Origin of the sequence: Acinetobacter pullicarnis (assembly GCF_006352475.1) — a bacterium.
Taxonomy (GTDB): Bacteria; Pseudomonadota; Gammaproteobacteria; order Pseudomonadales; family Moraxellaceae; genus Acinetobacter; species Acinetobacter pullicarnis.
This window is the reverse complement of sequence record NZ_VCMZ01000001.1, coordinates 2,231,113-2,254,253: the sequence shown is the minus strand read 5'-3', so window position 1 is coordinate 2,254,253 and position 23,141 is coordinate 2,231,113. Positions and strand designations below refer to the sequence as shown.

Below are 23,141 nucleotides of genomic sequence, written 5' to 3'. Positions count from 1 at the left end.
AACGCCCTACTCGAAAAAATTAACTGACACGATACCAAGTTTGGCTACGTCCAATTGCTGAGAAACCGATATAGCCACGGCCGCTTAATGTCTTTTTGTCGGCTGACATGATTGCATTGAAGCGATAGGTCTTGCCTGATTGTGGGTCGAGAATAGAGCCATCATCATATTTATTTGGTTTGATTTGCTTAAGATTTTTAATAATGGTTAATCCGATCAGTGGTTTATTATGATATGGGCCGATACAGTTTGAACATTTTTCGCCTTCATTGGCAATTAAGACTTTTTGTATTGTGCCGCTCAGATTTCCATTTGATGTTTCTGTAAATTTGACAATAGCGCTGGGTTGTTTGGTTTTGTCATCGATGGTTTTCCAAACGGTATTGTGGAGTGGGTCAGCGGCATAGAGTGTGCAAGGTAATAGCAGTAACGCTAAGCTAAAGATTGAGCGCATTATTTTTATTCTCTATAAAAGAAAACGATTCTAGCTGAATTTGATAAAAATTAAATAAGATTGAACATATTGCTTTAAATTTGGATAAGAAAAAATAACCAAACGGTTAAAACTGGGCATGATCAATTTAACCAAAACCAATTTGATACAAGGGCTGGGTGATTGATTCGCTCAGATTTGAAAGCGGTCGCAATGGTGCTTGGCTTTTTATGGAGAATATATTCGGTGTATTGGGTATTGAACACTTAGAATCTTGGGGAGGGATAATATTTAAACTGTTTTAAACGCTACAAAAGTGTATTTATTGTTTGATTGGTTATTGAATTTCAAATAAACAAAAAGCCCATCAAGGGCTTTTTTATTCAATGCATCTTAGTTAGAAGCAAGTGCTTTAACTTGAGCATTTAAACGGCTCTTATGACGAGCTGCTTTGTTTTTATGGATGATGCCTTTATCAGCCATACGGTCGATTACAGGAACTGCTTTTTTATATGCGTCTGTAGCTAGAGCATAATCACCAGCAGTAATTGCAGCGATAGTACGTTTGATATAAGTACGAACCATTGAACGTAAGCTTGCGTTGTGTTTGCGTGCTTTCAGATTTTGACGAGCACGTTTTTTAGCTTGAGCAGAGTTTGCCACTCGTGCACTCCTTGAAATTAGGTGGTCTGGGCGGGCTGAAATTGCATCTGAAAACAATATCAAATCAATTGTCACCAGCCCGTAAACAAGTGCCATATTGTGATTAAACAATGCGATTAAGTCAAGTCTTGAGACGCCCTTAGAGCAATTTAGAGGCAGAAAAACTGGAAAGAAAAGGTTAGATTATTACTAAGCTATGGAGATCGTTTAAAAAATGACTAATTTTATTCAAAGTGCAATTGTGATCGGTGCTACAGGTTTAGTGGGAAAAGTACTCATCGAGCAACTTAATCAACGGGAGGATTGTGAAAAAATTACGGCAGTGGTGCGTCATTTAGATCCTGCGCTTAGTCGCTTAAATAAAGTACAGCAGTTGTTGTTGAGTGATTTTATGGTATTACAAAGTGAGCAGGTTCAAGGGTATAGCCATGCTTTTAGCTGTTTAGGCACAACTATGGCAAAAGCTGGGAGTCGGGCTGCGTTTTATCATACTGATTTTACCTTAAATGCACATTTTGCCAGCTTAATTGCGAAGACCAATGCACATTACTTGTTGATCAGTGCGATGGCTGCCGATCCAAACGCTTATTTTTTTTATAATCGGGTCAAAGGTGAGTTGGAAGACTATGTTCGTGAGTTGGATTTGCGCCGAGTTTCCATTTTAAGACCATCGTTACTGTTGGGGACACGGCCAGAGCAAAGACCTTTGGAGCAAATAGGGCAGAAAATATACCTTAAATTTATGCCACTTTTACCCAACCGCTTTCGTTTCAAGCCCGTAACGGCCGATGCTGTGGCTGCAACGCTCATCAAAGCCGCGCAAACACAAATAGATAATTTTAAAATATATGATAATTTAAGCATTCTTGATGATAAATAAGGAAAAACCAAAATGACAAGCGCTCCATTTGTAACCTGTGATTTACTTGATGATCATCCAGAGCTGGCGATTCAAGTGTTGATTCCCTCAATGGATGGGAAGTTTTTTAACAGCTATGGCGCACGTCAATCCTTTGCTGGGCAGATTGTGACGGTTAAGTGTTTTGAAGATAATTCTCGAGTGAAAGAATTGTTAGCCACAGATGGCGCTGGTAAGGTGCTGGTGGTCGATGGTGGCGCATCTATGCGCTGTGCACTGATGGGCGATATGATTGCTGAATCAGCCGTGAAGAATCACTGGAATGGTGTCGTGATCTATGGCTGTGTACGTGACGTGGATGCGATTGCGGAACTCGATTTAGGCGTGCATGCATTGGCGGCAATTCCACGCAAAAGCAATCGTCAGGGTGTGGGCGAAGTCGACGTGAATATTTCCTTTGGTGGTGTCAACTTTAAAGCTGGTGATTATCTCTATGCTGATAATAATGGTATTGTGGTGTCTCAGGAAAAACTGGTCGACTAGGGTTTTAATATAAGTTCAAGAAGTACAAGTACTTAAAAAAGTACAGCAACACGCAGATGAAAACACCTATTAAAAAATGCCAGCCCGTTTAAACGGGCTGGCATTTTTATTTTAGAGTTGCATTCGGTAAGACTTATTGAGCGACGTCGTCACCAGCATAACCTTTGAGGAAGGTTAAATACGCGGAGGATTTATGGCCCGCTGTGGTTAATATTGGGCGTTCAATATTTCCTTTGTCTGTGACTATTTTTAAATCAATTTCTTTGGCATCACGGAATGAGTTTAAAAAGCTGACTGGAACAACAATCGAATTGGATGAGGTTGTTGCTGTCTCTTGCTTGGTGAATTGGGTGGTTTGAATTGTTGAATAGACATAATCTTGTCCATCAATAATAAAATTCATTTGTGTAATATTAAATTGTTCGGGATTATTAATCTCTGCAGTAATTTTAAAACCATTACGTTTTTCATCATTCCATAGCATAGAAAGTTCTGGGCAGATTTCATCAGCTTGACAAATAAGAGGACCTTTGGTGACGACTCTTTCTGGTAGAGATGCGACACAACCAGTTAACAAGACAATAGAGGATATCAATGCCAATTTGATTTTCATGTTTTACCTATGCTTTAAGATTGTTATTTAAAAAATATTAATCAACCCAATTTAAAGGTTTATCTAACAAAAAGGAATACTTCGTCAGTTCTTTATTAAGGGTTGAGCAATTAAAGTACGAATAACTCAGGCTTATAATAAAGCAGGTAATAGAATGATGCCAATCAATACTGCATATAAAATCCATTTATAGATATAATATTTGGTGGTGTTTTCCGCTTTAATTTCTCGACCTTTGGCATGAATAGCATAGCCATATTTAAATACTTTATTAATACCGCCAGTACGGTCTTGTTCATCGTTGGGGGAACTTGCACCCGCCATAAAATGACGACCAAACCAGTAATTAAATGATTGCGCCCATCCCCATTTCATTGGCCGTTCAATATCACAGAATAAAATAATACGTGTCGTATCTGCTTTATTTTGAGCCCAATGCACATAGGTTTCATCGAATAGTGTCGCTTCACCATCTCGCCAACTATAACGTTGTTGATCAACTTCAATAAAACAATCATCGCTATTGGGTGTACTAAGTCCGAGGTGATAGCGAATTGAACCAGCATAGGGATCGCGATGTTTGCCTAAATAACTGCCTGATGGAAGTTCTGCAAACATTGCAGCTTTTACGCTTGGGATTTTTTCAAGCAATGCAACTGTTTGAGGGCAGAGTTGTTCTGCAGAGGGATGGCTGGCTTGATACCATTTTAAATAGAAGCGTTTCCAGCCTCGTTTAAAAAAGGTATTAAACCCCGCATCATTATTGCTTTCAGCCGCTTTAATTTGATCTTGTAACTGCAATGCCTCTTCACGAATAACTTTCCAGTTGTCTTGCAGGACTTGTAACTCAGGAAAATCTTTAGTCTCAAAAAAAGGTTTATTGGGCAGTTTAGAAAAACCGGTCATAAAAATATTCACAGGTCCCAAAAATGTTGAGTGGTCAAATAATTGGCGTGAAAATTTTAATCTTTCTTTACCACGAAAGTGTGCATATAAAAGACTGATCACAAATATAGAAATAATAATGAGCGCGTACATATTGGATTTTAAAATTTGGATATTCTTGGTGAGGGATTTTAACTGAATTGGCGTCAAAAAGCTTCGAGAACTGGCTCGAAAAATTGTATAAAACTTATTTTTTAAATATGAATACGGTGGAGATGTTTAAAAATGATGAAAAAACACCTGTCATGCGTAGAATAAAGTGCTAAATCAGGCTTAATTGTGGTTTTAGTGGGCAAAAAGCTCGATCAGCGCTGTACAGACATTTAAAAGCTGTTATAACTAAAAATAAAGCGCCATAAAAGAGTAGGGATTATGAAAACCACGGTTAAATACATCGTATTAAAAAGTAAAGAATACCAGTTAGGCACCTCCTTGTTTGAAGAGAATATCGAGGCAGATAAAGACTATTTTGATCAGATTCCATCCGTAATTCGTTATCAGAACCATGACTTTAAAGTGAGCTCAAAAGAGTTGAGTCGCAAATATATTGTAGATGATAGCGATGCAGCACAAAGTGAAGATACCCAAAGCATTGTGATTAAAGTGATTGCGCTACCAGAATAAACCCGTTTAATGACGGTGAGTCCCGTCAATTTAATCGATTTAGTTAGATAGATTGAGGGCGGTTAAAAATCTATTTCCGCCCTGAATATGATTTAACTTATAATTGTTTCATTCGTCGTTTCAAATACCCATTATTTCAAACAGTCGTGAGCAACGTGTTTCTTCAACCTCATCGTAATACCATACCCACTGTGCAACGGGATTATCCTGAATGGCATCGTGGTCGAAAAAAATATGCATTGTGGTATTTGGAAATTGAAGATACGGGTTTGCTCAACTATTTGCACGATTTAAGACATGCATTTTCAGATGTGTTGTTTCAGCCGATTCATCGGCAATTCCATATTAGTCTATATATCTGTGGCTTTTTAACGGATCAAGCCCACATTCAACAGAATGATGACTTTCTTCGCAAGCAATTGCAGCGGCAGTTAGCCGATCTACAGCAAAGGCCAAGCTCAGCATTCAAACTACGTGTAAGTCAAATTCAGAGTTTTGAGAGTGCTTTGATGCTTGAGATTGAAGATCCAAGCGGAAAACTTATTGATTTACGGCACCGGCTAGCGGAACATGCAGTTGAAATTGCACCATTGGATTATTGTGCGCATATTACGTTAGGGGTTTATCGTGCTGCCTATCGTTATGCCGATATTTATCAGCGTATAGCCGCAATTCGGCAACAAACATTTGAAATTGAAGTGAATCATTTGACGTTTGGTTGCTATCAACCGCATATTCTACAAGGCCCGCTTTTTGCGGAGCAGCATATTCAATTGGATAAGCCATGTTACAACTGATTTTAGGTGGGGCACGTTCTGGTAAAAGCCGTTATGCAGAGCAAATTGCACAGGATTTAAACCATCCTGTCATCTATGTTGCGACGGCTCAGGCACATGATGTCGAAATGCAGCAGCGAATCGAGCATCATCAACAGCAACGACCTTGCGCTTGGAAAAGTGTTGAAGAACCCCTATTTTTGGCGGATCAATTGTTAGCACATGATCGCGCTGAACAGGTGATTTTAGTGGATTGTCTGACCCTATGGATGAGCAATCTACTTTTACATGAAGATGCGAGGTTGCAGCAGCAACAGTGCCAAAAACTTTATGAAACTTTGCCGACATTGCAGTCACATATTATTTTAGTCAGTAATGAAACAGGATTAGGCGTGGTTCCTCTGGGGCAGTTGAGTCGTCAGTTCGTCGATGAATCAGGACGCTTACATCAACAATTGGGTCAGTTGGCTGATCGGGTCTATTTTTGTGTTGCAGGTTTTCCAATAAAATTAAAAGGGGCTTAAGATGAGCTGGTTTTTACAAGCATCTCAACAACCAAGTACAACGGCACAACACAGTGCCGTTGCAAGACAACAGCAGTTGACCAAGCCAACAGGATCTTTGGCAGATTTAGAGCATGTTGCGATTCAATTGGCTAGCTTGCAAAACACCCCACATCCTGAGCTTTCTAAACCCTGGATTAGCATTTTCGCAGCGGATCATGGCGTGTGTGCTGAAAATATTTCGGCCTATCCTCAAATTGTGACACGACAAATGCTACAAAACTTCTCAAATGGTGGCGCCTGTATCAATGTGATTGCGCGAGAATATGCAGCAACTTTAACCGTGATTGACTGTGGTACGGTCGGTGAAGCCTATGCTTATGCAGGCGTTGAGCAACGCCAAATTCGTGCAGGCACAGCAAACTTTGCGGTAGAAGCGGCTATGACTGAAGCTGAGTGCCTACAGGCTTTGGCGCTTGGGCGCGACAGTGTTGAACAAGCGGTTGCACAAGGTGCTTCAATTTATATTGCAGGTGAAATGGGCATTGGCAATACCTGTAGTGCATCCGCATTGGCCTGCATGGTATTAGATTTGCCAGCAGATCAACTCACGGGTACTGGTACTGGCATGACTGCAACGGGTCTAAGCCATAAAACCAATGTGATTGCACAAGCCATCAAATTGCATACAGCCTATGTTCAGCAAGATGCCTTTAAAGCTTTGTGTGCCGTTGGTGGGTTGGAGGTTGCAGCCATGACGGGGGCATATATTCGATCAGCACAACTTGGACTGCCTATTTTGGTTGATGGTTTTATTAGCACTGTGGCGGCATTACTGGCGGTACGGATCAACCCTGGGGTACGTGCATGGATGCTTTTTGGCCATCAATCGGCTGAATTTGGTCATGTGCGCTTATTGCAAATTCTGGAAGCTCAACCTTTATTAAAACTCAATCTTCGGTTGGGTGAGGGCAGCGGTGCAGGGGCGGCATTGGGCTTGATTCGTTTGGCCTGTCGTATTCACAATGAAATGGCGACCTTTGCTGAGGCTGCGGTTGAAGCGGATAAAGTTGAGTAACCCCAGATGCGACGTATCGATCTATTGCGGCACGGTGAGAGTCAATGGTCGAATGGCTATTTACGTGGCTCCATTGATGATGAGCTGAGCACTTTGGGGTGGGCACAAATGTCTGCCAGCATTCAGCCGCAGCTTGAGCAAGGCTGTCCATGGCAAGCCGTATTTAGTTCACCATTGCAACGTTGTCGTTTATTTGCAGAGGATGTTGCCAAGCAGCAGCAACGAGCATTGTATTTAGATCCCGATTTACAAGAAATTCATTTTGGCGATTGGGAAGGTGAATCCACGCAAGCCTTATATGATCGTATTCCGAGTCAATTAGCTGAGTTTTGGCAGCAGCCGACACAATTCACGCCACCGAATGGAGAACCATTATTGGTTTTTCAGCAGCGGGTTTTGAGCGCGATACAACATATCCACCAACAGATGGTGCAATCAAATTTACAACATGCCTTAGTGGTTACTCATGGTGGTGTGATTAAATTGCTGAAAACCATAGCTTTAGCACAACCACTCGATCGCCTGCTGAGTATGTCTGCCGAATTGGGGCAGCTGCACCATTTTGAATTAGATGTTGATGCAGCACTGTATTATCAGGGCATTGCCAAATGACCCCGCTTTGGATTGCATTACAGTTTTTGACCATTGTGCCCATCCATCTAAAGCAGATGCCGTCACCGCAACAAAATGCTGCATCACTGTTGTTTTATCCTTTGATTGGACTCGGTATTGGACTGATTTTATTCGCATTGGCGAATCTATGGTCCGTATTGCCCCATGTACTATCCGCAAGCTTAATTTTAGGATGTTGGGTGATATTGACTGGTGGGTTACATCTGGATGGTCTCGCGGATAGTGCAGATGCTTGGGTGGGTGGTTTTGGTGATCGCACACGTACCTTAGAGATCATGAAAGATCCGCGCAGTGGTCCAATTGGCGTACTGAGTCTGGTGCTACTTTGTTTAGTCAAATGGTCGAGCCTCTATGTGCTCTTAGATCAGCAGATGCTTTATGCGCTGATTTTATTTCCAGTTTTAGGTCGACTTGCACCTTTATTCTTACTGCTGAGCTGTGACTATGTGCGGGCAACGGGGTTGGGTTCATCCATGGCCCACTTTTTACCCAAAACGTGGGCCATCATCATTTTGATCAGCAGTTTAGCCGCTTCTGCTTTTTGGGGATGGCGTGGGGTATTTAGTGCAACATGGGTGCTACTTGGACTGCTTTGGCTTAGGCATTGTTTTATTGCCAGAATTGGTGGCGTGACCGGAGATACCCTTGGTGCTGCGATTGAGGTAAGTGAAGCGGTCGCGCTATTGGGCTTTGTCTGCGTGGCTTATTATCTTTAGCATTTGATAAATAGCCTAAGCATTGTGGAGGGTTAATCGCGTGAGTAGCATTAACTCTTTTTAGCTTAAACTATTCAAAGCCATTGCTTTTAATCATTAGGGAAAGCCCAAGTTGCCGCAGGAGTGCTGTTCGGGATTGTGGACACCGCTGAGCTTCTTGTTTGGTCAAGATATTGAATACTTGATTGAAATTTTCTCGGGGATATTTTTCTAACACTTGTTTTTGATAGGCTAAAGGAATGCTTGCCAAATCAATTGCAGTAACATCACAGCTTGTTGCACACTGCAGTAAGAGCACTTCTTTGCTAAGCTGCGGATTCTCCTGATTCAAATACCCATTCATATGTAGGCAAATTGCATTCGAAATATTTTCAGTGCGTTGCACAGGAAAAGCATGTTGTTGGCACAATTGCTCTGCTTTGAGTGCACTCAAATAGCTAAAGCAGTAACAAGGTTGTGATGGTGTGGAATCGACTAAGCCCAAATCATGCATCAGACTGGCAATTAAGAGACTTTCCATATCAAATTGCCACGACTTTGATTGCGCAATGGCGATTGCCCAGAAAAAACAACGCCAAGAATGATAGATAATGGCTGGGGAGCCACAGTGTGCCAAGATTTCAGTTGCCTCCTGAATCACGCGGGTATCTGGTAGCGAAATCTGATCTAGGTGTAATTGGGTATTGTGATGGGGGCGCTTCAACCAACGTTGTGCGTAGCCAAGTGACACAGGCATTATGATGTGTTGGATTAATTGAAGTTTTTCTTTGCTTGATAAATTTCCTTGACTGAGATTCATCCATTGACGTGATCCGATCATGGTAAAAGACCTTTTTATTTAGAGTAAATGCTCTAAATTATTATGCATGGATTTTAAGCTGTAGCAAGATCAAAGGCGTTCAAGTCACGATGGGGTGTTACGATTTGAATCGCTTAAGCTTCACAAACCAGATGTTGAATAGGTTTGGCATTTCATCACGGTCTTGGTATTTAGTTACAACTTCAGTTTTATTGTTTTTAAAACCCATCATTTAAAGCTAGCGGTTGCTATATTTATCGATTAAAAAAGACATGCATTGGGTGGCTTAACTGGCATGCTCAAGTCGCAGGATAAGAATATTCCCACAAAATGAAAAAATGATTTCGAGGATTGAAAATGCTCAGTGTTGGTATTTTAATTTTTAATGAAGTTGAGGTTTTGGATTTTGCTGGTCCTTTTGAAGTGTTTGGTATTAGTCATGACCGTCATCGCCAAAAACTATTTAAGGTCTTTACGGTTGCTGAACATGCACAGATTCAGGCGCGCAATGGGCTATTGGTTCAAGCCAATTATAGCTTTGAGCAGCATCCACAGATTGATGTGCTCGTGATTCCAGGAGGGTACGGTGCGGAAGTCACAGAGTTGCATAATCCTGTATTAAAAGCATGGGTCGATCAGGTACATCGACAAGCAATTGTGACACTCTCCGTATGTACAGGCATATTTATTTTGGCTGAATTGGGATTATTAGACGGTCTGGAAGCCACCACACATTGGATGGATCTACAGCGTTTAGCAGAAGAATATCCAAAAATAACCGTCCTTCAACAAGTGCGCTACGTCGAGCAAGGCAAGATCATTAGCTCAGCTGGTATTGCTTCTGGCATCCATGCATCACTTTATGTGGTCGCTCTATTAAGTGAACTGGAATTTGCCGAAAATACCGCAAAAAGAATGGAGTTTGATTGGGCGCCTGCATCTACATTGCCACTGAATTATTCACTCTGACAATACAGCTGATAAAGACTGTGCATGAGTTTCAAGGTTTTAACCTGTTTGATTGAATAGAAAATCTGTTTGCCTTCACGACGAGTCTGTACTAAATCGGCTTGGCGTAACACGGTCAGTTGTTGCGACAATGTGGGTTGTTGGATTTGCGTGAGGGCTTCGATCTGTTGTACTGAAATTTCCCCATCTTTTAATACACATAAAATTTTCAAGCGATCTGGATTGGAAAGCACTTTCAATTGTTGCGCAACAAAATCAGCTTTTTCAAAATCAAATGAAAAATCAAGGTTCGTCATTGTTTAAATTTTCCTAAATAAAAAAAAGTTGATTAATTAAGATAATTATATATTATAAGAAGATATAATGTAAGGCGTCAGACTATGTTTAATGATTTAAATTTAATGACCTGGTTCACAGCTTGGGTAGGCGGCTTGATCTTAGGTGTGGCAGTACTCGGGTATTTGTTTGTTAATGGTCGAATTGCTGGAATTAGTGGCCTGATGGCTCAGGCACTGAATTCGAAAACACGTTCCAAAAGCCCCGCATTGTGGTTTTTATTGGGGTTGATGCTGGTGCCAATGCTCTATGCTGCGATCCAACAACCACAAGTTAAAATGATGACAACCAGTCCATTTTTGTTAATTGTTTCGGGATTATTGGTCGGGTTCGGTACTCGTTTAGGTTCAGGCTGCACCAGTGGTCATGGTATTTGTGGAATAAGTCGTTTATCGAAGCGTTCGATGGTTGCAACCTGTACCTTTATTGCAGCAGGTGCGGCATGTGTTTGGATCACGCGTCATTGGTTAGGAGTATTGGTATGAATAGCTGCGACATTCAGGCACAAGGCATGAAAAACAGCCGATTGGGCAATGTCTTTGCCTTTGTTTTTGGTGGATTGTTTTCGATAGGTTTACTGGTTTCAGGGCTTGCCAATCCTCAAAAAGTCATTGGTTTCTTAGATTTTTTTGGAGATTGGGATCCCAGCTTAGCCTTTGTGATGTTGGGCGCGATCATGCTGTGTATGTTACCTTTTCAACGCGCCATTCGTAATCCACAGACGTTATTTAACGAAAAAATCGAATTGCCGCAAAATAATCAGATCGATTCTAAGTTGATTCTCGGTGCAGTATTGTTTGGTGTCGGTTGGGGCTTAACTGGCATTTGTCCAGCACCAAGTATTAGCTTGATTGGTTTGGGTTACTGGGAGGTTTTATATTTTGTTGGTGCTATGTGTTGCGGTATTTGGATTCATCGAAAAACATTAGGAGCAGGTTAATATGCAACAGGCACAGGTTGAAGCATTCTTTGATGACAATACCAATACCTTTAGTTATTTGGTGATTGATCCAGAAACCTTGGCTTGTGCCATTATCGACAGTGTGCTCGATTATGATGCTGCCTCAGCCACCACTTCGACACAACATGCCGATCAAATTATCGGCTATGTGCAGAAACATCAGTTAACGGTGCACTGGATATTAGAAACCCATGTCCATGCCGATCATTTAACGGCAGCGCAATATTTAAAATCACGCTTAGGCGGGAAAATTGCCATGAGTGATCAGATTAGCCAAGTGCAACGCACCTTTTCCAAAATTTATAACCTTGATATCAAGGGAATCAATGCCGATCAGCACTTTGATTATTTATTTAGTGCAGGGGAGCATTTTAAAATTGGTCAGCTTGAGGCTTATGGTTTGGCAACGCCTGGACATACGCCAGCTTGCTTGAGTTATGTGGTGGGTGATGCTGTATTTGTGGGTGATACATTGTTTATGCATGACTACGGTACAGCGCGCTGTGATTTCCCTGGTGGAAGTGCAGAACAACTCTATGATTCAGTACAGAAACTCTATGCCTTAGCTGAAACAACACGGGTTTTTTTATGCCATGATTATTTGCCCGCTTCTCGGCAGCATTATGTTTTTCAAAGTTCTATTGCGACCCAGAAAAACTGTAATATTCATATTCACACGGGTGTAAGCAAAAACAAATTCATTCAAATGCGTGAACAACGTGATGCGACGTTGTCGATGCCTAAACTGATTTTACCTGCCATCCAAATTAATATGCTGGCGGGAACGTTTCCAAAACCAGAGGCCAATGGTGAACGCTATTTAAAATTGCCTTTAAACTACTTTTCTTCAGTTTCAAGTGATTAGATATTTAGTATTGGATAAAAGTAAAAGCCTCAAATCAGTCGATGCTGATTTGAGGTTTTCTCATGATGATTGGCAAAATGTGATTAAACGAAGAAATCAAATTCATCAAATAAGCCGAATGCGGCCCATTAATCAAAAATAATTTTTAGATCTTTCGGTGCACCTTGCTGACTTTGAATTTCACCAGCACTGTTTTTCCATAAAATCGCTGGGGTGGCATAGAATTCATATTTATCCATCAGGGCGGCATTACTGTCTAACTTTTCAGCCAAGTCAGATGGGATTTTAGCCATGGCACCAATTTTTTGTTTACCTGCTGACTGATTAAATTGCTTGAATAGTGCTACGGGATCAGAGGCCGATAAAATCGTTGCAGCTTGAGCTTTACTGCTTTCGCGAATCACACCCACCATAATATGGCGTAACTGTACTTTGCCTGAATCGACCCAAGGGCGTGCTTGCTTCCAGAAGGTATGGCAGTAAGGACAGTTAACATCACTGAACACATAAATGGTTTTGGGTGCATCTGGATTACCATCTTGAATCCAAGTCGATTTTTCTAAACTTTTCCAAATCTCATCCAATACTGCGCTTTTAACATGTTGATTAATCGCTTGTTCTGAAAGATTTTGGTTTTGGGCATTAAATAAATCCCCGACAATATAGTTTTTTTGATCTTTTGAAATAAACACGGTTGATGGGTAGCCATCTTTATGACCGGTCCAACCGATAAGACCTTCAGGTGCATCGATTTGTTTTACAAAGGTATATCCCTGCGTCTCTAAATTTTGTTTGATCAAACCCTCTTGGGCATACAGCTGACTGGTTAAAAGTAGTCCCAAGCCTGCCAATGTGATCGATTTAAAGTTAAGCATCATTGCTCCTAACATTGCTAAAGTGATTTAAAGGGTTATTTCAGTTGTTGAAGTTTTTGTGCTAATACCGCATGGCTGATTTCACCCATATGGCTATCCACCAGTTCACCGTTGGCATTATAAAATAGCGTGCTTGGCAACCCATACATACCGGTTGCCTGTGCTGTTTGCCCCTGTGAGTCAAGTAACACATTGTGCATGACCAATTGATTCTCGCTCAGATAGTTTTGCACCTGCGTGGCATCTTCACCTTGATTAATCAGCACAAATTGAATATCCGTCTCACGTTGCTGGGCTGCGGCCAGTACGGGCATTTCTCGATGGCAAGGTGGACACCAACTCGCCCATAGATTAATGACAGTAGCTTTGCCCTTAAATTGCTGCAATTGAATGGGGTTTTGCTGTAAATCAGTGAGCGTAACCTGAGGATATTGTTGGTATTGCTGCTGAACTTTTTGCAGCAGCAACTGACCAGTTCCCATCACAGCCGCAACAGTGATGATAAAGATCGCAATAAAACCCAAGTGAACTTTTCGATTTTTCCAAAATAACCAAGCCATTGCAGCCACAACGCCAGCAATCGGATTAAAACCTTTGTCTTGGATTTTGATGATGTCAATCGGGCTTGCAAGATAAAACGGATAGTTTATGGCCACAAAGACCAGTCGCGCACAGAGCAATCCGATCCAGAGCGCACTCCAGACGCTGTCTTTAAACTGCTGCCATTGCAATGGGGCCAAGTTAAACTTGAGTCTAAGTTGACTGCTCAGCCAGAGTGCAAGGAGTAGACTGAGCAGACCAATCAGAATCGGCCAAGGGATCATGAAAGGGCCTAAATGGAGGGCTTGAACCGTTAACATTATTGACCCAGCTGTTGAAGTTGTTGAATAAACTGCGGTGCAGAGAACGTACCCGTCAAACGTAAATGGCGTTGTTCTTGTCCATCCGCATTGAGGAAGAGCATGGTGGGTGGGCCTAAAATTTCACGATCTTTCAAGATTAAGTCTTGTGACTCATCATAATGGGTTAAATCGAGTTTAATCAGACTAAAACCTGCCAATGCGGCTTGTACATCTGCACGAGGCATGACTTCTTTTTCAATTGGTTGACAGGCAACACACCAATCAGCATATACATCAAGCAAAATAGGACGTTGTTGCTGCTTGGCTAAAGTTAGTGCTTGTTCCAGTTCGGCTGCGGTCGTGACTTTTTGCCAAGTCAATTGTGCCGTAGTCGCATGCTTGACTTGGTAGGCTTGATAGCCGTGCTGAATATTCCAGAGCGCAGCGCTTAGACTGAGTGCAGCCAACAGAATCAGGCTGAATCCAGCAATTTTACCTCGACTTTCACGACGTATTCTAATCAAATACAAAGCCAAGGCGAGGCAGAGGAGTGCGAGTAATACAGCGTACAAGCTTTCCGCAATCATCGGGCGGATAAAATATACCGCGACCATCAACATCACAAAACCAAAACCAATTTTAATGCGATCCATCCAAAGACCTGGTTTGGGTAAGTATTTGGCGCCAAATACACTGGCAATAAACAGGGGGAGACCAATACCTAAGCCGAGAATAAATAAATATAATCCACCTAAAACCGCATTCTGGCTTTGTGATACAAAGAGCAAGGCACCAGCTAAAGGTGCACTCATGCAGGGACCAACGATCAGTGCAGACAAGGCACCCATGACCATTGCGCCAACGAGGGTGCCACCTTTTTGTTTGTTTTGAAAACGATCGAGGGCTTGCATTACCGATTGTGGTAATGAAAGCTGATATAAACCAAATAAATTCAGTGCTAAAGCCACAAAGACTAAGGCAAATAGGCCAATCACCACTGGACTTTGGAACCAACGCTGAAAGCTATAACCAATCTCAGCGACCACAATGCCCATTAAGCTATATACCAAGGCCATACTAATGACAAAGCTTAAAGCAACTGCAATAGCTTTATAACCACTGGCGCGTTGCACAATAATCCCAGATAAAATTGGAATCAGAGGTAAAGAACATGGCAAGAAGGCCAATAAAATACCCAGTAAAAAGAAAATAATTAAATTTAAAAATAGAGTATCAGGCGAGAGTAGCTGAAAAAATCCTTGATCATTATTCAGTTGCAACTGACTTTGCTGCGAATCCGTGGCAGCCACTGAGCTATTTTCTGCTACAGCACTGGTTGCTGCGGTCAGATCAGATGGGGAGGCTGCGGAGATACTGATATTTTCTGTGCTTGACGCGCTGGTTTGGGTATCTATGTTTTGCGTCGGGGCTGAATCAAGTTTCTTTTCTGTCGCAAGTGTTTGCGTCGCTGGTGCCAAATCTTTTTGAGCGCTATCAGCTGCGGGTTTGGAACTGACTTCCTTGCTGGTCAATGGTGTCGTTGCGGCTTTAGCGGTTGTCGCTGCGGTCGCATCATTGGCTATTTCGTTATTGTTGGCAGGCGTTGCTTTAAATAGGTTCTTCTGGCTGGCGCTATTGCCGTCACCTTGGGGCAATAAACCCTCAGCATTGGTCTGAATTGAGCGACGTTGCAGTGGGTAGCATAGACCATCTTCAGAACAACCTTGCCACACTACTTGGTACTTTGTATTGGGCTGCACCGCAATATTGGTGATCACCTGATTGTAATGTACATTGGTGACCCCAAAGGTGGGATCATCTTTGGGTTTGCCTGCAGGTAAATGCAGCTTAATTGGCTGTTGATTGACCGTGACTTTAAATTGATCGTGGTAAAGATAATAATGGGGAGCAATTTTCCACTTGAGTTGAGCCGACTGGGTACTGACCGATTCGGCAGAAAACTGAAATGCTTGATCAGGTGGGAGAAAATCGGGTTTGGCAAAACTTGAAGCTGCTGTAATAGATATGACTGAGGCAAGTCCAAGACGGTATAAAAAATGCAAAGTCATCATTCCATATTAAAATCTGATTTGTCACCATTATCCATATAATTAGATTAAGAGAGCATTAACTGTTGTTTTTCTTTGTAAAATAACAGTGCTTAGGAGAAATACACATGTTTATTTTATTGGTTGAAGATGATCCCTATATTGCCAAGAGTATTGTGCTGGCTTTGAAGCATCTCGACTTTAGAATTGAGCATGTCAGTACTGCCAAAGATGCAGATTATTTTGTACGGCATACCGCGGTCGACATGTGCCTACTTGATTTGGGCTTACCAGATCAAGATGGTCTGAGTTTACTCAATACTTGGCGTACACAGTCGATTGATTTACCGGTACTGGTGCTGACGGCCCGCAATCAAACCGATCAATGCGTCAAGGCTTTAAATGCCGGTGCTGATGACTATCTAACTAAACCATTTGAATTGGTTGAGCTAATTGCACGAATTCACGCACTGGGGCGACGCTTCCGCGGTTTTGCCTCGAATCATATTGAATATCAAGACTTACATTTAGATCAGGCGACCCAGCAGGTGCATCTCGCAACGCAGGCATTAAATTTATCACGCCGTGAATATGCATTGCTCGAAGTGTTTATGTTGCATCCCAATCAAGTCCTGAAAAATGAAGTCCTGATCGATAAGATTTATGGTTTTCAGGGAAATATTGAAAGCAATGCGCTCAATGTACATATTTTTCATTTAAGACAAAAAATTGGCGCCGAGATGATTCAAACGGTACGTGGGGTGGGCTATTTGTTTAATGCCAAAGCTTAATGGGGGCGCTTACTATGATGCGCGTTAAAAAATATAGCCTCAAATGGCGGTTAGTGGTTAGTATTGCCACGGCATTTATCTTGATTTGGGCTGTTGCTTTTGTTTGGCTCTATGTCAATCTTGAACGGAAAATGACTGAGGCACTGGATGAACGTCTCTCTGCATCGGCACATATGGTGGCACGTCTATTAAGCCAAATTCCGGTGACGCAACTGTCTGATTATGCCACGCCAGTGGTATCTGAATTGAATCAACAGAACCTAATTGCTTGTGAAGTCTCATTATTTAGTTCGGATTTGGTCATTGACCATAATATTGTTGCGCGTACCCGTGGTGCACCCGCAGGCTTGGCGAAACAAGCGGCTGGTTTTAGCACGTGGACAGAACATGGCGTGACTTGGCGCAGTTATTCTTTAAAGCGTGAACCTTTACAAGTGGTGGCAGCAGAGAAGGTGATATTAAGGGAACAATTGCTTATTGAAATTCTACAGTCGATTTTATGGCCATTAATCTTGACGTTGATTTTTTGTCTTGGCTTGGTGCAGTGGATTATCAAAAAACAATTTCAGCCGATTGAGCAGACCACACAGTTTTTAAAACGGCATAAAGATCAATTACAGCGTGGCTCGGATTCGATTCATCAGTTACAGTCAACCAATGTGCCGCTTGAGTTACATTCATTTATTGAGCATCTTTCTGATTTGGTCTCGCGCTTACAACAGAGTCTGGAAAATGAAAAAAACTTCAGCGCGTTTGCAGCACATGAGCTGAGAAGTCCGCTGACAGCAATTAAAGTTCATGTGCAATTGAGCCAGATGATTGCAACACAGACAGATGTGCCGGCCAGTCTCACTGAATCTTTGTCTGAGGCAGCCGATAGCATTGTCCGTTATCAACGACTTTTAGAGCAATTGTTACTTTTAAGTCAAACAGAACATCATGATCAGCTTCAAAACTCACAGAACAATACGGCAGTGGAACTAGACCTCAGCTTAAAACATATTATGCTGACTTTAGCCGATACTTATACTGATATTGAACAACGGGTTGACGTGAATTGGGCGAGCCTCAAGCGTATGTATTTGCCTGAACAAGCCTTAAGAATGGTACTGCTAAATTTAATTGAAAATAGTTTAAAGCATGCGCAAAGTTCACAACCGATTCAGATTTATCAGCAACAACATCAATTGATTATCGCTGATTTTGGCGTCGGTCTGAGCCTAGAAGAGTTGCAATTGGCCAAGCAGCGTTTTTGGCGTAAATCTGCACAAAATCATGGTTATGGTCTAGGTCTTGCTTTAGCCGACAGCTTGTTAGAAAGAAATGGCTATCAACTACACTTGGAAGCCAATCAACCACAGGGACTTAAGGCGGTGATTGCGCTAAAGCCAAATCCTTAAACCAAAATTTAAGGATTAAGCCTGTGTTTAATTTATGATTTTTCTAAAATTTCGCTTGGCATCAGTTCAGTAAAATGCTGCATGTGAGTAAAGTTTGCTTGTTGTCGAGTATGGGCATCGATTAATGGCACCAGACGCTGGAAGTGCTCAGACTGAACATGCCGATCCAGCGCTGCACGATCTTCCCATTCTTCAATAAATACAAAATGTCCGACGTTGCGTAGATCATGAAATAAATCATAGGCAATACAGCCCGTTTCTAATTTGGTGAGCGCAACTAACTCTTGGTATAAGGGCAATACCAACGCAATCTGATCCGGATCTATAAAGTCTTCAGCAATAAGTTTAAGCATTACATTCTAAATCACTAAATAAATGAAATATTTATACAGGAGTTATCATGAGCACTGCAAGGTCATTGATATTCGGTATGCCTCAAAGTTAAACCATTGATATCAGCATTCGTTATGGCAGGCTTGAACGGCTGCTTTGGCTGCGCATTTAAAACAGCAGCATGGGCAGGCTTGGGTTGTGGGTGGCACACAACTCCAAAGCGCATTTATAGAAAAGAAATTATTGGATTCATTGGAAATTTATGAAATGCCCGTGTTTTTGGGAGATGGGATTGCTTTATTTCCAGCATCAAAACACCCACCTTATGCGCTGCAAGCCATGAGCGCAGAACTCATTGCTGAAAAGGTGATTAAAAAAGTTTACTATTTTTGATTTTAGAACAATTTAGACACTTCCAAACTGCGCTGTGATCACGTAATTTAGGGACTTATAACGACGAAGATGTTGCAAATCTGCAACAGATCGTTTTATAGAACAGGATGTTTTTACTACATAAATCACTAAACTAACCAACATTGTTAATCGAGATAATACAACATGAATTTTAAAGCACTTAGCCTTGGCCTTGCATTCGCAGCGGCTACAACTCTTTCAATTGCGAAACCAGTCGCTTATCAAATTGACCCAACCCATACTGCAACCGTATTTACTTGGAATCATTTTGGTTTTTCTACACCATCTGCAAATTTTACGGATATTCAAGGTGTTATTAACGTAGATAATGAAAAGCCTGCGAACTCTTCTGTAAATGTCACTATCCCAATGAGTAGTGTAAATACCAGTGTTACTGCTTTAGATAAAGAGTTTCAAACCAAAGATTGGTTTGATGCAGCAACTTATCCAAACATTACTTTTAAAAGTACCAAGGTTGAAACCAAAGATAAAAAGAACTTTAAAATTACAGGTAACTTAACCATTAAAGGCGTGACCAAACCTGTTGTTTTAGATGCGGTGTTAAATAAACAAGCTGATCATCCAATGACTAAAGCACCAACGATTGGTTTTAATGCAACGACTTCATTTGATCGTTCTGCATTTGGGATTGGGAATTATGTTCCAAATGTTGGCGATAAGATCACTGTAAAAATTACCACTGAAGCATCTGTAAAGAAATAAGTCTTTAAAATACAACAGCCTGTATGAGTCAGACCTAAGGCTTGTGCGGGTTTTTTATCATCTACATTTTGGTATTTGTTGATTGATTTCACTATTTTCACAGCTTTTTGGGTAATTGGGGAAATAATCTGCACCAGATATGCACTAAAAAATGAAGCTACCAACTCCGATTAAACGTGGTCACACGTGGCGAATCTCGTAATGTCCCTTTATCAAAAGAAGTAAATGCCTAATATCCTGATTACCACCCGATAATGATGTTCTGGTGCCCGTTTAAAGTTAACACCTTTCTTATACAGCGGATAATAAGGTTGATGTAACTTGCAAAATGAGTGGTTCTGAATATAAAAAACACTTCCTTGGTATCTCTGACAATGTTGCTTATTTTTCTGAGCGGTGGATTGGTAAGGGGAGGTGCATATTACGATAAGCTTAGATTTAAATCGAAGTCTATTATTTCTCATATTAATTCAAAAGTGCAATGAGAATCTCACTATTAAAAGATTTGTATTACTAACTTAAAAAAATTATTTTCTAGGGCATGGATAAGTGATAAATTTATAACCAATAAATTTGAGTAATTCCAATGAGATATTTTTTATTACTCGGCTATTTAAGTGTCTCGATTACATGTACATATGCCGAGAATATGCATCTACCAGTAAAAAATAAGTTTTCAATATCTACTGGTTACATTGGAGGAGGTGAGAATTTTAGTGATGATAAAGAAGAGCTTCACGGTTTTTTTGTAAAAGGTGCTGTGAAGGCAAGCCCTCATATTGGTTTTTATATTGAATATAATAAACAGAAAATAAGTATATTAAAGTTTAATGAAGTGACGGCAGGTACTCAGTATAAGTTTTATCGTGGTAAAAAAATTAATGGGCTGGTTGGAGGTGGAGTTGGCTATATGTGGTTGGATCAAAAACTAGGTGATTCAAATGCTCTCGCAGTCGATCTAAAACTCAAATATATAACCACACCATTATTTATAGAAGGAGAGGCTAGATTATCAGAGCATCTCTCATATTTTAGTAATTTGAGTTATCAGTGGTTATTTAATTATGATTCTAAAGCTTGTTTTACTATAAAGGGTATCCAGACCACGTGTGATTCAATCAAAGTCAATGCAAATGGCTTGGTATATAAATTGGGGTTGCGATATCATTTTTGATAACTAGGCATACTTAGAAATAACGCCGTAGATTTTTATGAATATTTAAAAATACAAAGACCGAACCAATAAGAAGCTCATCAAAAAAATCAAGAATCAAGAGGTGGTTCCGATATTTTGAACAACTAGAACTCTATTTATAAGTGATATTCTGCTCTAGTTAAGCCGCCTGTTTTTGTTTAGGCAACTGATCATAGTAAAACTCATTCGATGCCAATTTTTCTAGACTAGAATGAATGAGGTCGTTTGTGATTGTAAAATTCAAAGTACAGCTTCAATTGATGCCTTGCATCTTTAAACAATTCGGCAGTATTTTGAACAAAAGCCAGTAATTTAAGTTACTGGCTTTTTAATTTTTAAGCTAAACCCACTGTTCGGATTATTTTTTAAATGGCCATTTAAGTTGCCCTAGATAATCATTTGGCATTTTAAGTTTGATACCGACTTGGTTGTCTTGTACTTTTTGATCTTGATAATGAAATGTTTTAAAGAGATGATCCCAGACAACAAAGACTTCACCAAAGTTTTTTTGACCATAACCATGTTTATGATGCCAACGATGAACTTCCGCAACAGCAAATATATTTTTAAATGGACCAAGTCGATAATCTAAGTTGGCATGTTGAAAAGCCAAATGAACAGCCATCATTGACATCCAGCAACCGATAAGTAAGCTAGGAGCACCGATTATAGTGAGAATAATAAGACTTGGCGCTGCCAATAATAAAGCACTTAAAGGATGCCGCTTTTCAGCATTCAACCAATAGAGCCGTTGTGATTGATGATGGATGGCATGTAGTTTCCATAAACGTCGGTATTTATGACTCATATAATGCATGACCCATAAGCCAAAATCGATGATTAAGCCGACCAGTAAGAGTTGTAATAATAGTGGAAGCTTTGTTGGCCAAAGTTGAGTTGTGAAATTAAATTGATAGAGTAAGCTGATTACTTCAGAGGTGAGTACAATTAAGCTTAAGTTCAAAAGCGCATGTATGATATCAGTGAAAGTATCCTGATGGTCATCTAACCAATCTTCTTGATATGGATCAATGCGCTCCAAGAATGCAATAATCAGGCTAGCCATAACAATAATAGCGAGAGCCGTTGGCCAATACGCTAAAGTTCCATCCGCAATTTTATAAACAATCAGAATGACACTACTGATAATGAGGGGATAGCTGCCATAGCGAATTAGGTATTTCAATAATATTTTCATCAGTGCTCCTTTGCTTTGTCGGTGAATGGAGCAATATTGATGGATCAATTGAAATTAGAATTGAATGAAACGGCTATTTTATTATTAATCGAACAATGACGGAATCATCTCAATTTGGTCAAGCGGTTGAATGGCGGAAGGATTAATGCCAAACATTTGCTTGCAGGTACGGCTAAAATGAGCCTGATCTGAAAATTGGCGTTCATGTGCGATGCTGGTTAGATCGACATGCAGTTGAATAAGTTTGAGAGTGCTGATTAATCTTAGCCATTTTCGATAGCTTCGATAAGATATGCCAAATGACGCTGTAAACCAATGTGAAAAGCGGCTATCCGAGACCCCAATGTATTGCGCAAGTAAATGTCGTTCAGGAATATGTGGATATTCGGATTGCAGAAGCGCTAGAGTTTTTATTTTTTTGTCTGAAGTATTCACATTTATTGGTTTTTTTAGTGATTGAAGCAACTTCAAAAAACTAGATTGAATGCTATTGGGATGATTGAAACAGCGACGTAATATTTGAATTAAATCTTGCGTTAGGGGAAGAATGGCATCATTGAGTTGATGCTGTGCAATAAATTGCTCGGCTAAATAATGGGTGCTGTCTATATAAATCGAGCAGTAATAATCTGGGTCTAACTGGTGTGCAGTATTGGCTCGAATAAAAAAAGCTTCACCGGTTAAACACGTTTGATCTGATTTTATCGAGATTAAATGTTCAGATGATTTTGAAAAACTGATTTGATGTGCGTGATGTTGGTGGTGGTGATTATCACCAGACAGGCCTTCAAAATAACCAATACCATATCCAATCCCAATTTTGCCTTGCCAATGCTTCTGCCTATGACGGTCTTGTACTGTGTGCATTGCTAAAATCATCTACATTTTATAAAAACGATTCAATCATACGATTATATTTAGTTTATTTGCGAATAAATATAGGGCTGAATGTATTTTGCTTAGAATTGGATAGTGAATCGTGCTTGATGTATAGAGGCGGAAAAAC

Annotated in this window: 29 protein-coding genes and 2 pseudogenes; 18 read left to right on the top strand and 13 right to left on the bottom strand. The window is 40.6% G+C overall.

The genetic code is table 11. The features are described from left to right. Nucleotides 1-19 precede the first annotated feature (19 nt). Nucleotides 20-454, bottom strand: a complete 435-nt coding sequence (locus FD716_RS09960; protein ID WP_139852209.1) for a DUF2147 domain-containing protein — start codon at nt 452-454, stop codon at nt 20-22. Nucleotides 455-826: 372 nt separating this feature from the next. Beyond that, nucleotides 827-1,096, bottom strand: a complete 270-nt coding sequence (rpsT, locus tag FD716_RS09955) for a 30S ribosomal protein S20 (RefSeq protein ID WP_139852208.1) — start codon at nt 1,094-1,096, stop codon at nt 827-829. A gap of 214 nt (nt 1,097-1,310) precedes the next feature. Between rpsT and FD716_RS09950 the strand changes: the two genes are divergently transcribed. After that, nucleotides 1,311-1,976, top strand: a complete 666-nt coding sequence (locus FD716_RS09950) for a Rossmann-fold NAD(P)-binding domain-containing protein (protein ID WP_139852207.1) — start codon at nt 1,311-1,313, stop codon at nt 1,974-1,976. A gap of 12 nt (nt 1,977-1,988) precedes the next feature. Beyond that, the gene (rraA, locus tag FD716_RS09945) at nt 1,989-2,498 is read left to right on the top strand and encodes a ribonuclease E activity regulator RraA (protein ID WP_139852206.1); all 510 of its coding nucleotides are present in this window, start codon (nt 1,989-1,991) and stop codon (nt 2,496-2,498) included. 133 nt (nt 2,499-2,631) lie between these two features. Here rraA and FD716_RS09940 read toward each other — a convergent pair whose 3' ends face one another. Next, nucleotides 2,632-3,111, bottom strand: coding sequence for a hypothetical protein (locus FD716_RS09940; RefSeq protein WP_139852205.1), 480 nt, complete (start codon nt 3,109-3,111; stop codon nt 2,632-2,634). A gap of 132 nt (nt 3,112-3,243) precedes the next feature. Next, nucleotides 3,244-4,149 (bottom strand): lipid A hydroxylase LpxO, encoded by a 906-nt coding sequence (lpxO, locus tag FD716_RS09935; RefSeq protein WP_139852204.1) that lies wholly within the window; start codon nt 4,147-4,149, stop codon nt 3,244-3,246. A 279-nt stretch (nt 4,150-4,428) separates the two neighbouring features. On the opposite strand from lpxO, the gene FD716_RS09930 reads away from it, so the two are divergent. The 6 genes from FD716_RS09930 (at nt 4,429) to FD716_RS09905 (ending at nt 8,386) form a co-directional block, all read left to right on the top strand. Continuing rightward, nucleotides 4,429-4,680 carry a hypothetical protein gene (locus FD716_RS09930; RefSeq protein WP_139852203.1) on the top strand — a complete coding sequence of 84 codons (252 nt, stop codon included), beginning with the start codon at nt 4,429-4,431 and terminating at the stop codon, nt 4,678-4,680. Between the two features lie 155 nt (nt 4,681-4,835). Then, the gene (locus FD716_RS09925) at nt 4,836-5,477 is read left to right on the top strand and encodes a 2'-5' RNA ligase family protein (RefSeq protein ID WP_139852202.1); all 642 of its coding nucleotides are present in this window, start codon (nt 4,836-4,838) and stop codon (nt 5,475-5,477) included. Further along, nucleotides 5,465-5,980, top strand: a complete 516-nt coding sequence (gene cobU / locus FD716_RS09920) for a bifunctional adenosylcobinamide kinase/adenosylcobinamide-phosphate guanylyltransferase (RefSeq protein WP_139852201.1) — start codon at nt 5,465-5,467, stop codon at nt 5,978-5,980. The genes FD716_RS09925 and cobU overlap by 13 nt, the downstream gene beginning before the upstream one ends. 1 nt (nt 5,981) lies before the next feature. Continuing rightward, nucleotides 5,982-7,037, top strand: a complete 1,056-nt coding sequence (gene cobT / locus FD716_RS09915; protein WP_139852200.1) for a nicotinate-nucleotide--dimethylbenzimidazole phosphoribosyltransferase — start codon at nt 5,982-5,984, stop codon at nt 7,035-7,037. Nucleotides 7,038-7,043: 6 nt separating this feature from the next. Then, nucleotides 7,044-7,649 carry a histidine phosphatase family protein gene (locus FD716_RS09910; protein WP_139852199.1) on the top strand — a complete coding sequence of 202 codons (606 nt, stop codon included), beginning with the start codon at nt 7,044-7,046 and terminating at the stop codon, nt 7,647-7,649. Then, nucleotides 7,646-8,386 carry an adenosylcobinamide-GDP ribazoletransferase gene (locus FD716_RS09905; RefSeq protein ID WP_139852198.1) on the top strand — a complete coding sequence of 247 codons (741 nt, stop codon included), beginning with the start codon at nt 7,646-7,648 and terminating at the stop codon, nt 8,384-8,386. Before FD716_RS09910 ends, FD716_RS09905 begins: the two co-directional genes overlap by 4 nt. 70 nt (nt 8,387-8,456) lie before the next feature. Here FD716_RS09905 and FD716_RS09900 read toward each other — a convergent pair whose 3' ends face one another. After that, complete coding sequence (locus FD716_RS09900) at nt 8,457-9,206, bottom strand: HD domain-containing protein (protein WP_139852197.1); 750 nt, start codon at nt 9,204-9,206, stop codon at nt 8,457-8,459. Between the two features lie 336 nt (nt 9,207-9,542). On the opposite strand from FD716_RS09900, the gene FD716_RS09895 reads away from it, so the two are divergent. Beyond that, nucleotides 9,543-10,154: a DJ-1/PfpI family protein gene (locus tag FD716_RS09895; RefSeq protein WP_139852196.1), complete on the top strand. Its 612-nt coding sequence runs from the start codon at nt 9,543-9,545 to the stop codon at nt 10,152-10,154. On the opposite strand, the gene FD716_RS09890 is transcribed toward FD716_RS09895, so the two are convergent. Further along, complete coding sequence (locus FD716_RS09890) at nt 10,142-10,450, bottom strand: ArsR/SmtB family transcription factor (protein ID WP_139852195.1); 309 nt, start codon at nt 10,448-10,450, stop codon at nt 10,142-10,144. The genes FD716_RS09895 and FD716_RS09890 overlap by 13 nt on opposite strands. Before the next feature lie 84 nt (nt 10,451-10,534). On the opposite strand from FD716_RS09890, the gene FD716_RS09885 reads away from it, so the two are divergent. Genes FD716_RS09885 through FD716_RS09875 form a run of 3 tightly spaced genes read left to right on the top strand, consistent with a single transcriptional unit; the run spans nt 10,535 to nt 12,316 of the window. Further along, nucleotides 10,535-10,975 carry a YeeE/YedE family protein gene (locus tag FD716_RS09885; RefSeq protein WP_228714940.1) on the top strand — a complete coding sequence of 147 codons (441 nt, stop codon included), beginning with the start codon at nt 10,535-10,537 and terminating at the stop codon, nt 10,973-10,975. 41 nt (nt 10,976-11,016) lie between these two features. Next, on the top strand, nt 11,017-11,430 hold the full coding sequence (locus FD716_RS09880) for a DUF6691 family protein (RefSeq protein ID WP_139853657.1): 414 nt from the start codon (nt 11,017-11,019) through the stop codon (nt 11,428-11,430). A 1-nt stretch (nt 11,431) separates the two neighbouring features. Further along, nucleotides 11,432-12,316 (top strand): MBL fold metallo-hydrolase, encoded by an 885-nt coding sequence (locus FD716_RS09875; protein WP_139852194.1) that lies wholly within the window; start codon nt 11,432-11,434, stop codon nt 12,314-12,316. A gap of 128 nt (nt 12,317-12,444) precedes the next feature. Here the strand turns inward: FD716_RS09875 and dsbG are convergent, their stop codons facing one another. Genes dsbG through dsbD form a run of 3 tightly spaced genes read right to left on the bottom strand, consistent with a single transcriptional unit; the run spans nt 12,445 to nt 16,102 of the window. Beyond that, on the bottom strand, nt 12,445-13,191 hold the full coding sequence (gene dsbG / locus FD716_RS09870) for a thiol:disulfide interchange protein DsbG (protein ID WP_139852193.1): 747 nt from the start codon (nt 13,189-13,191) through the stop codon (nt 12,445-12,447). Between the two features lie 35 nt (nt 13,192-13,226). Then, nucleotides 13,227-14,051: a TlpA disulfide reductase family protein gene (locus tag FD716_RS09865; protein WP_139852192.1), complete on the bottom strand. Its 825-nt coding sequence runs from the start codon at nt 14,049-14,051 to the stop codon at nt 13,227-13,229. After that, nucleotides 14,051-16,102, bottom strand: coding sequence for a protein-disulfide reductase DsbD (gene dsbD / locus FD716_RS09860; protein ID WP_139853656.1), 2,052 nt, complete (start codon nt 16,100-16,102; stop codon nt 14,051-14,053). The genes FD716_RS09865 and dsbD overlap by 1 nt, the downstream gene beginning before the upstream one ends. Nucleotides 16,103-16,209: 107 nt before the next feature. Here dsbD and FD716_RS09855 point away from each other — a divergent pair, with 107 nt between their 5' ends. Together FD716_RS09855 and FD716_RS09850 are read left to right on the top strand one after the other, a co-directional pair. Next, nucleotides 16,210-16,872 carry a response regulator gene (locus FD716_RS09855; RefSeq protein WP_139852191.1) on the top strand — a complete coding sequence of 221 codons (663 nt, stop codon included), beginning with the start codon at nt 16,210-16,212 and terminating at the stop codon, nt 16,870-16,872. A 14-nt stretch (nt 16,873-16,886) separates the two neighbouring features. Then, nucleotides 16,887-18,272: an ATP-binding protein gene (locus tag FD716_RS09850; protein ID WP_323808189.1), complete on the top strand. Its 1,386-nt coding sequence runs from the start codon at nt 16,887-16,889 to the stop codon at nt 18,270-18,272. A 32-nt stretch (nt 18,273-18,304) separates the two neighbouring features. Here the strand turns inward: FD716_RS09850 and FD716_RS09845 are convergent, their stop codons facing one another. Beyond that, nucleotides 18,305-18,625: a putative quinol monooxygenase gene (locus tag FD716_RS09845; RefSeq protein WP_139852190.1), complete on the bottom strand. Its 321-nt coding sequence runs from the start codon at nt 18,623-18,625 to the stop codon at nt 18,305-18,307. Between the two features lie 136 nt (nt 18,626-18,761). Here FD716_RS09845 and FD716_RS09840 point away from each other — a divergent pair, with 136 nt between their 5' ends. The 4 genes and pseudogenes from FD716_RS09840 to FD716_RS09830 all read left to right on the top strand — a co-directional run bounded on the left by FD716_RS09840 (nt 18,762) and on the right by FD716_RS09830 (nt 20,916). Beyond that, complete coding sequence (locus FD716_RS09840; protein WP_139852189.1) at nt 18,762-18,998, top strand: dihydrofolate reductase family protein; 237 nt, start codon at nt 18,762-18,764, stop codon at nt 18,996-18,998. Nucleotides 18,999-19,163: 165 nt separating this feature from the next. Then, nucleotides 19,164-19,742 (top strand): YceI family protein, encoded by a 579-nt coding sequence (locus FD716_RS09835; protein WP_139852188.1) that lies wholly within the window; start codon nt 19,164-19,166, stop codon nt 19,740-19,742. Between the two features lie 307 nt (nt 19,743-20,049). Continuing rightward, nucleotides 20,050-20,172 (top strand): annotated as a pseudogene (locus tag FD716_RS19495) (beta-sandwich lipoprotein); the annotation flags it as partial. Between the two features lie 219 nt (nt 20,173-20,391). Next, nucleotides 20,392-20,916: a hypothetical protein gene (locus FD716_RS09830; protein ID WP_139852187.1), complete on the top strand. Its 525-nt coding sequence runs from the start codon at nt 20,392-20,394 to the stop codon at nt 20,914-20,916. A 160-nt stretch (nt 20,917-21,076) separates the two neighbouring features. On the opposite strand, the pseudogene FD716_RS19070 reads toward FD716_RS09830, so the two are convergent. The 3 genes and pseudogenes from FD716_RS19070 to FD716_RS09820 form a co-directional block, all read right to left on the bottom strand. Beyond that, nucleotides 21,077-21,209, bottom strand: a pseudogene (locus FD716_RS19070) (IS3 family transposase); the annotation flags it as partial. An 86-nt stretch (nt 21,210-21,295) separates the two neighbouring features. After that, nucleotides 21,296-22,135, bottom strand: coding sequence for a sterol desaturase family protein (locus FD716_RS09825; protein ID WP_139852186.1), 840 nt, complete (start codon nt 22,133-22,135; stop codon nt 21,296-21,298). A gap of 84 nt (nt 22,136-22,219) precedes the next feature. Beyond that, on the bottom strand, nt 22,220-23,002 hold the full coding sequence (locus FD716_RS09820; protein WP_139852185.1) for a helix-turn-helix transcriptional regulator: 783 nt from the start codon (nt 23,000-23,002) through the stop codon (nt 22,220-22,222). Between the last annotated feature and the right edge of the window lie 139 nt (nt 23,003-23,141).

Excerpts from the sequence above, each read along its gene's own strand:
- FD716_RS09960 (WP_139852209.1), bottom strand. The coding sequence starts at position 454 with ATGCGCTCAATCTTTAGCTTAGCGTTACTGCTATTACCTTGCACACTC.
- dsbG (WP_139852193.1), bottom strand. The coding sequence starts at position 13,191 with ATGCTTAACTTTAAATCGATCACATTGGCAGGCTTGGGACTACTTTTA.
- lpxO (WP_139852204.1), bottom strand. The coding sequence starts at position 4,149 with ATGTACGCGCTCATTATTATTTCTATATTTGTGATCAGTCTTTTATAT.
- FD716_RS09890 (WP_139852195.1), bottom strand. The coding sequence starts at position 10,450 with ATGACGAACCTTGATTTTTCATTTGATTTTGAAAAAGCTGATTTTGTT.
- FD716_RS09885 (WP_228714940.1), top strand. The coding sequence starts at position 10,535 with ATGTTTAATGATTTAAATTTAATGACCTGGTTCACAGCTTGGGTAGGC.
- FD716_RS09910 (WP_139852199.1), top strand. The coding sequence starts at position 7,044 with ATGCGACGTATCGATCTATTGCGGCACGGTGAGAGTCAATGGTCGAAT.
- dsbD (WP_139853656.1), bottom strand. The coding sequence starts at position 16,102 with ATGACTTTGCATTTTTTATACCGTCTTGGACTTGCCTCAGTCATATCT.
- FD716_RS09825 (WP_139852186.1), bottom strand. The coding sequence starts at position 22,135 with ATGAAAATATTATTGAAATACCTAATTCGCTATGGCAGCTATCCCCTC.
- FD716_RS09930 (WP_139852203.1), top strand. The coding sequence starts at position 4,429 with ATGAAAACCACGGTTAAATACATCGTATTAAAAAGTAAAGAATACCAG.
- FD716_RS09905 (WP_139852198.1), top strand. The coding sequence starts at position 7,646 with ATGACCCCGCTTTGGATTGCATTACAGTTTTTGACCATTGTGCCCATC.
- FD716_RS09950 (WP_139852207.1), top strand. The coding sequence starts at position 1,311 with ATGACTAATTTTATTCAAAGTGCAATTGTGATCGGTGCTACAGGTTTA.
- FD716_RS09845 (WP_139852190.1), bottom strand. The coding sequence starts at position 18,625 with ATGCTTAAACTTATTGCTGAAGACTTTATAGATCCGGATCAGATTGCG.
- FD716_RS09820 (WP_139852185.1), bottom strand. The coding sequence starts at position 23,002 with ATGCACACAGTACAAGACCGTCATAGGCAGAAGCATTGGCAAGGCAAA.
- FD716_RS09850 (WP_323808189.1), top strand. The coding sequence starts at position 16,887 with ATGATGCGCGTTAAAAAATATAGCCTCAAATGGCGGTTAGTGGTTAGT.
- rraA (WP_139852206.1), top strand. The coding sequence starts at position 1,989 with ATGACAAGCGCTCCATTTGTAACCTGTGATTTACTTGATGATCATCCA.
- FD716_RS09855 (WP_139852191.1), top strand. The coding sequence starts at position 16,210 with ATGTTTATTTTATTGGTTGAAGATGATCCCTATATTGCCAAGAGTATT.
- FD716_RS09900 (WP_139852197.1), bottom strand. The coding sequence starts at position 9,206 with ATGATCGGATCACGTCAATGGATGAATCTCAGTCAAGGAAATTTATCA.
- FD716_RS09865 (WP_139852192.1), bottom strand. The coding sequence starts at position 14,051 with ATGTTAACGGTTCAAGCCCTCCATTTAGGCCCTTTCATGATCCCTTGG.
- FD716_RS09875 (WP_139852194.1), top strand. The coding sequence starts at position 11,432 with ATGCAACAGGCACAGGTTGAAGCATTCTTTGATGACAATACCAATACC.
- FD716_RS09895 (WP_139852196.1), top strand. The coding sequence starts at position 9,543 with ATGCTCAGTGTTGGTATTTTAATTTTTAATGAAGTTGAGGTTTTGGAT.
- FD716_RS09835 (WP_139852188.1), top strand. The coding sequence starts at position 19,164 with ATGAATTTTAAAGCACTTAGCCTTGGCCTTGCATTCGCAGCGGCTACA.
- cobU (WP_139852201.1), top strand. The coding sequence starts at position 5,465 with ATGTTACAACTGATTTTAGGTGGGGCACGTTCTGGTAAAAGCCGTTAT.
- FD716_RS09830 (WP_139852187.1), top strand. The coding sequence starts at position 20,392 with ATGCATCTACCAGTAAAAAATAAGTTTTCAATATCTACTGGTTACATT.
- cobT (WP_139852200.1), top strand. The coding sequence starts at position 5,982 with ATGAGCTGGTTTTTACAAGCATCTCAACAACCAAGTACAACGGCACAA.
- FD716_RS09940 (WP_139852205.1), bottom strand. The coding sequence starts at position 3,111 with ATGAAAATCAAATTGGCATTGATATCCTCTATTGTCTTGTTAACTGGT.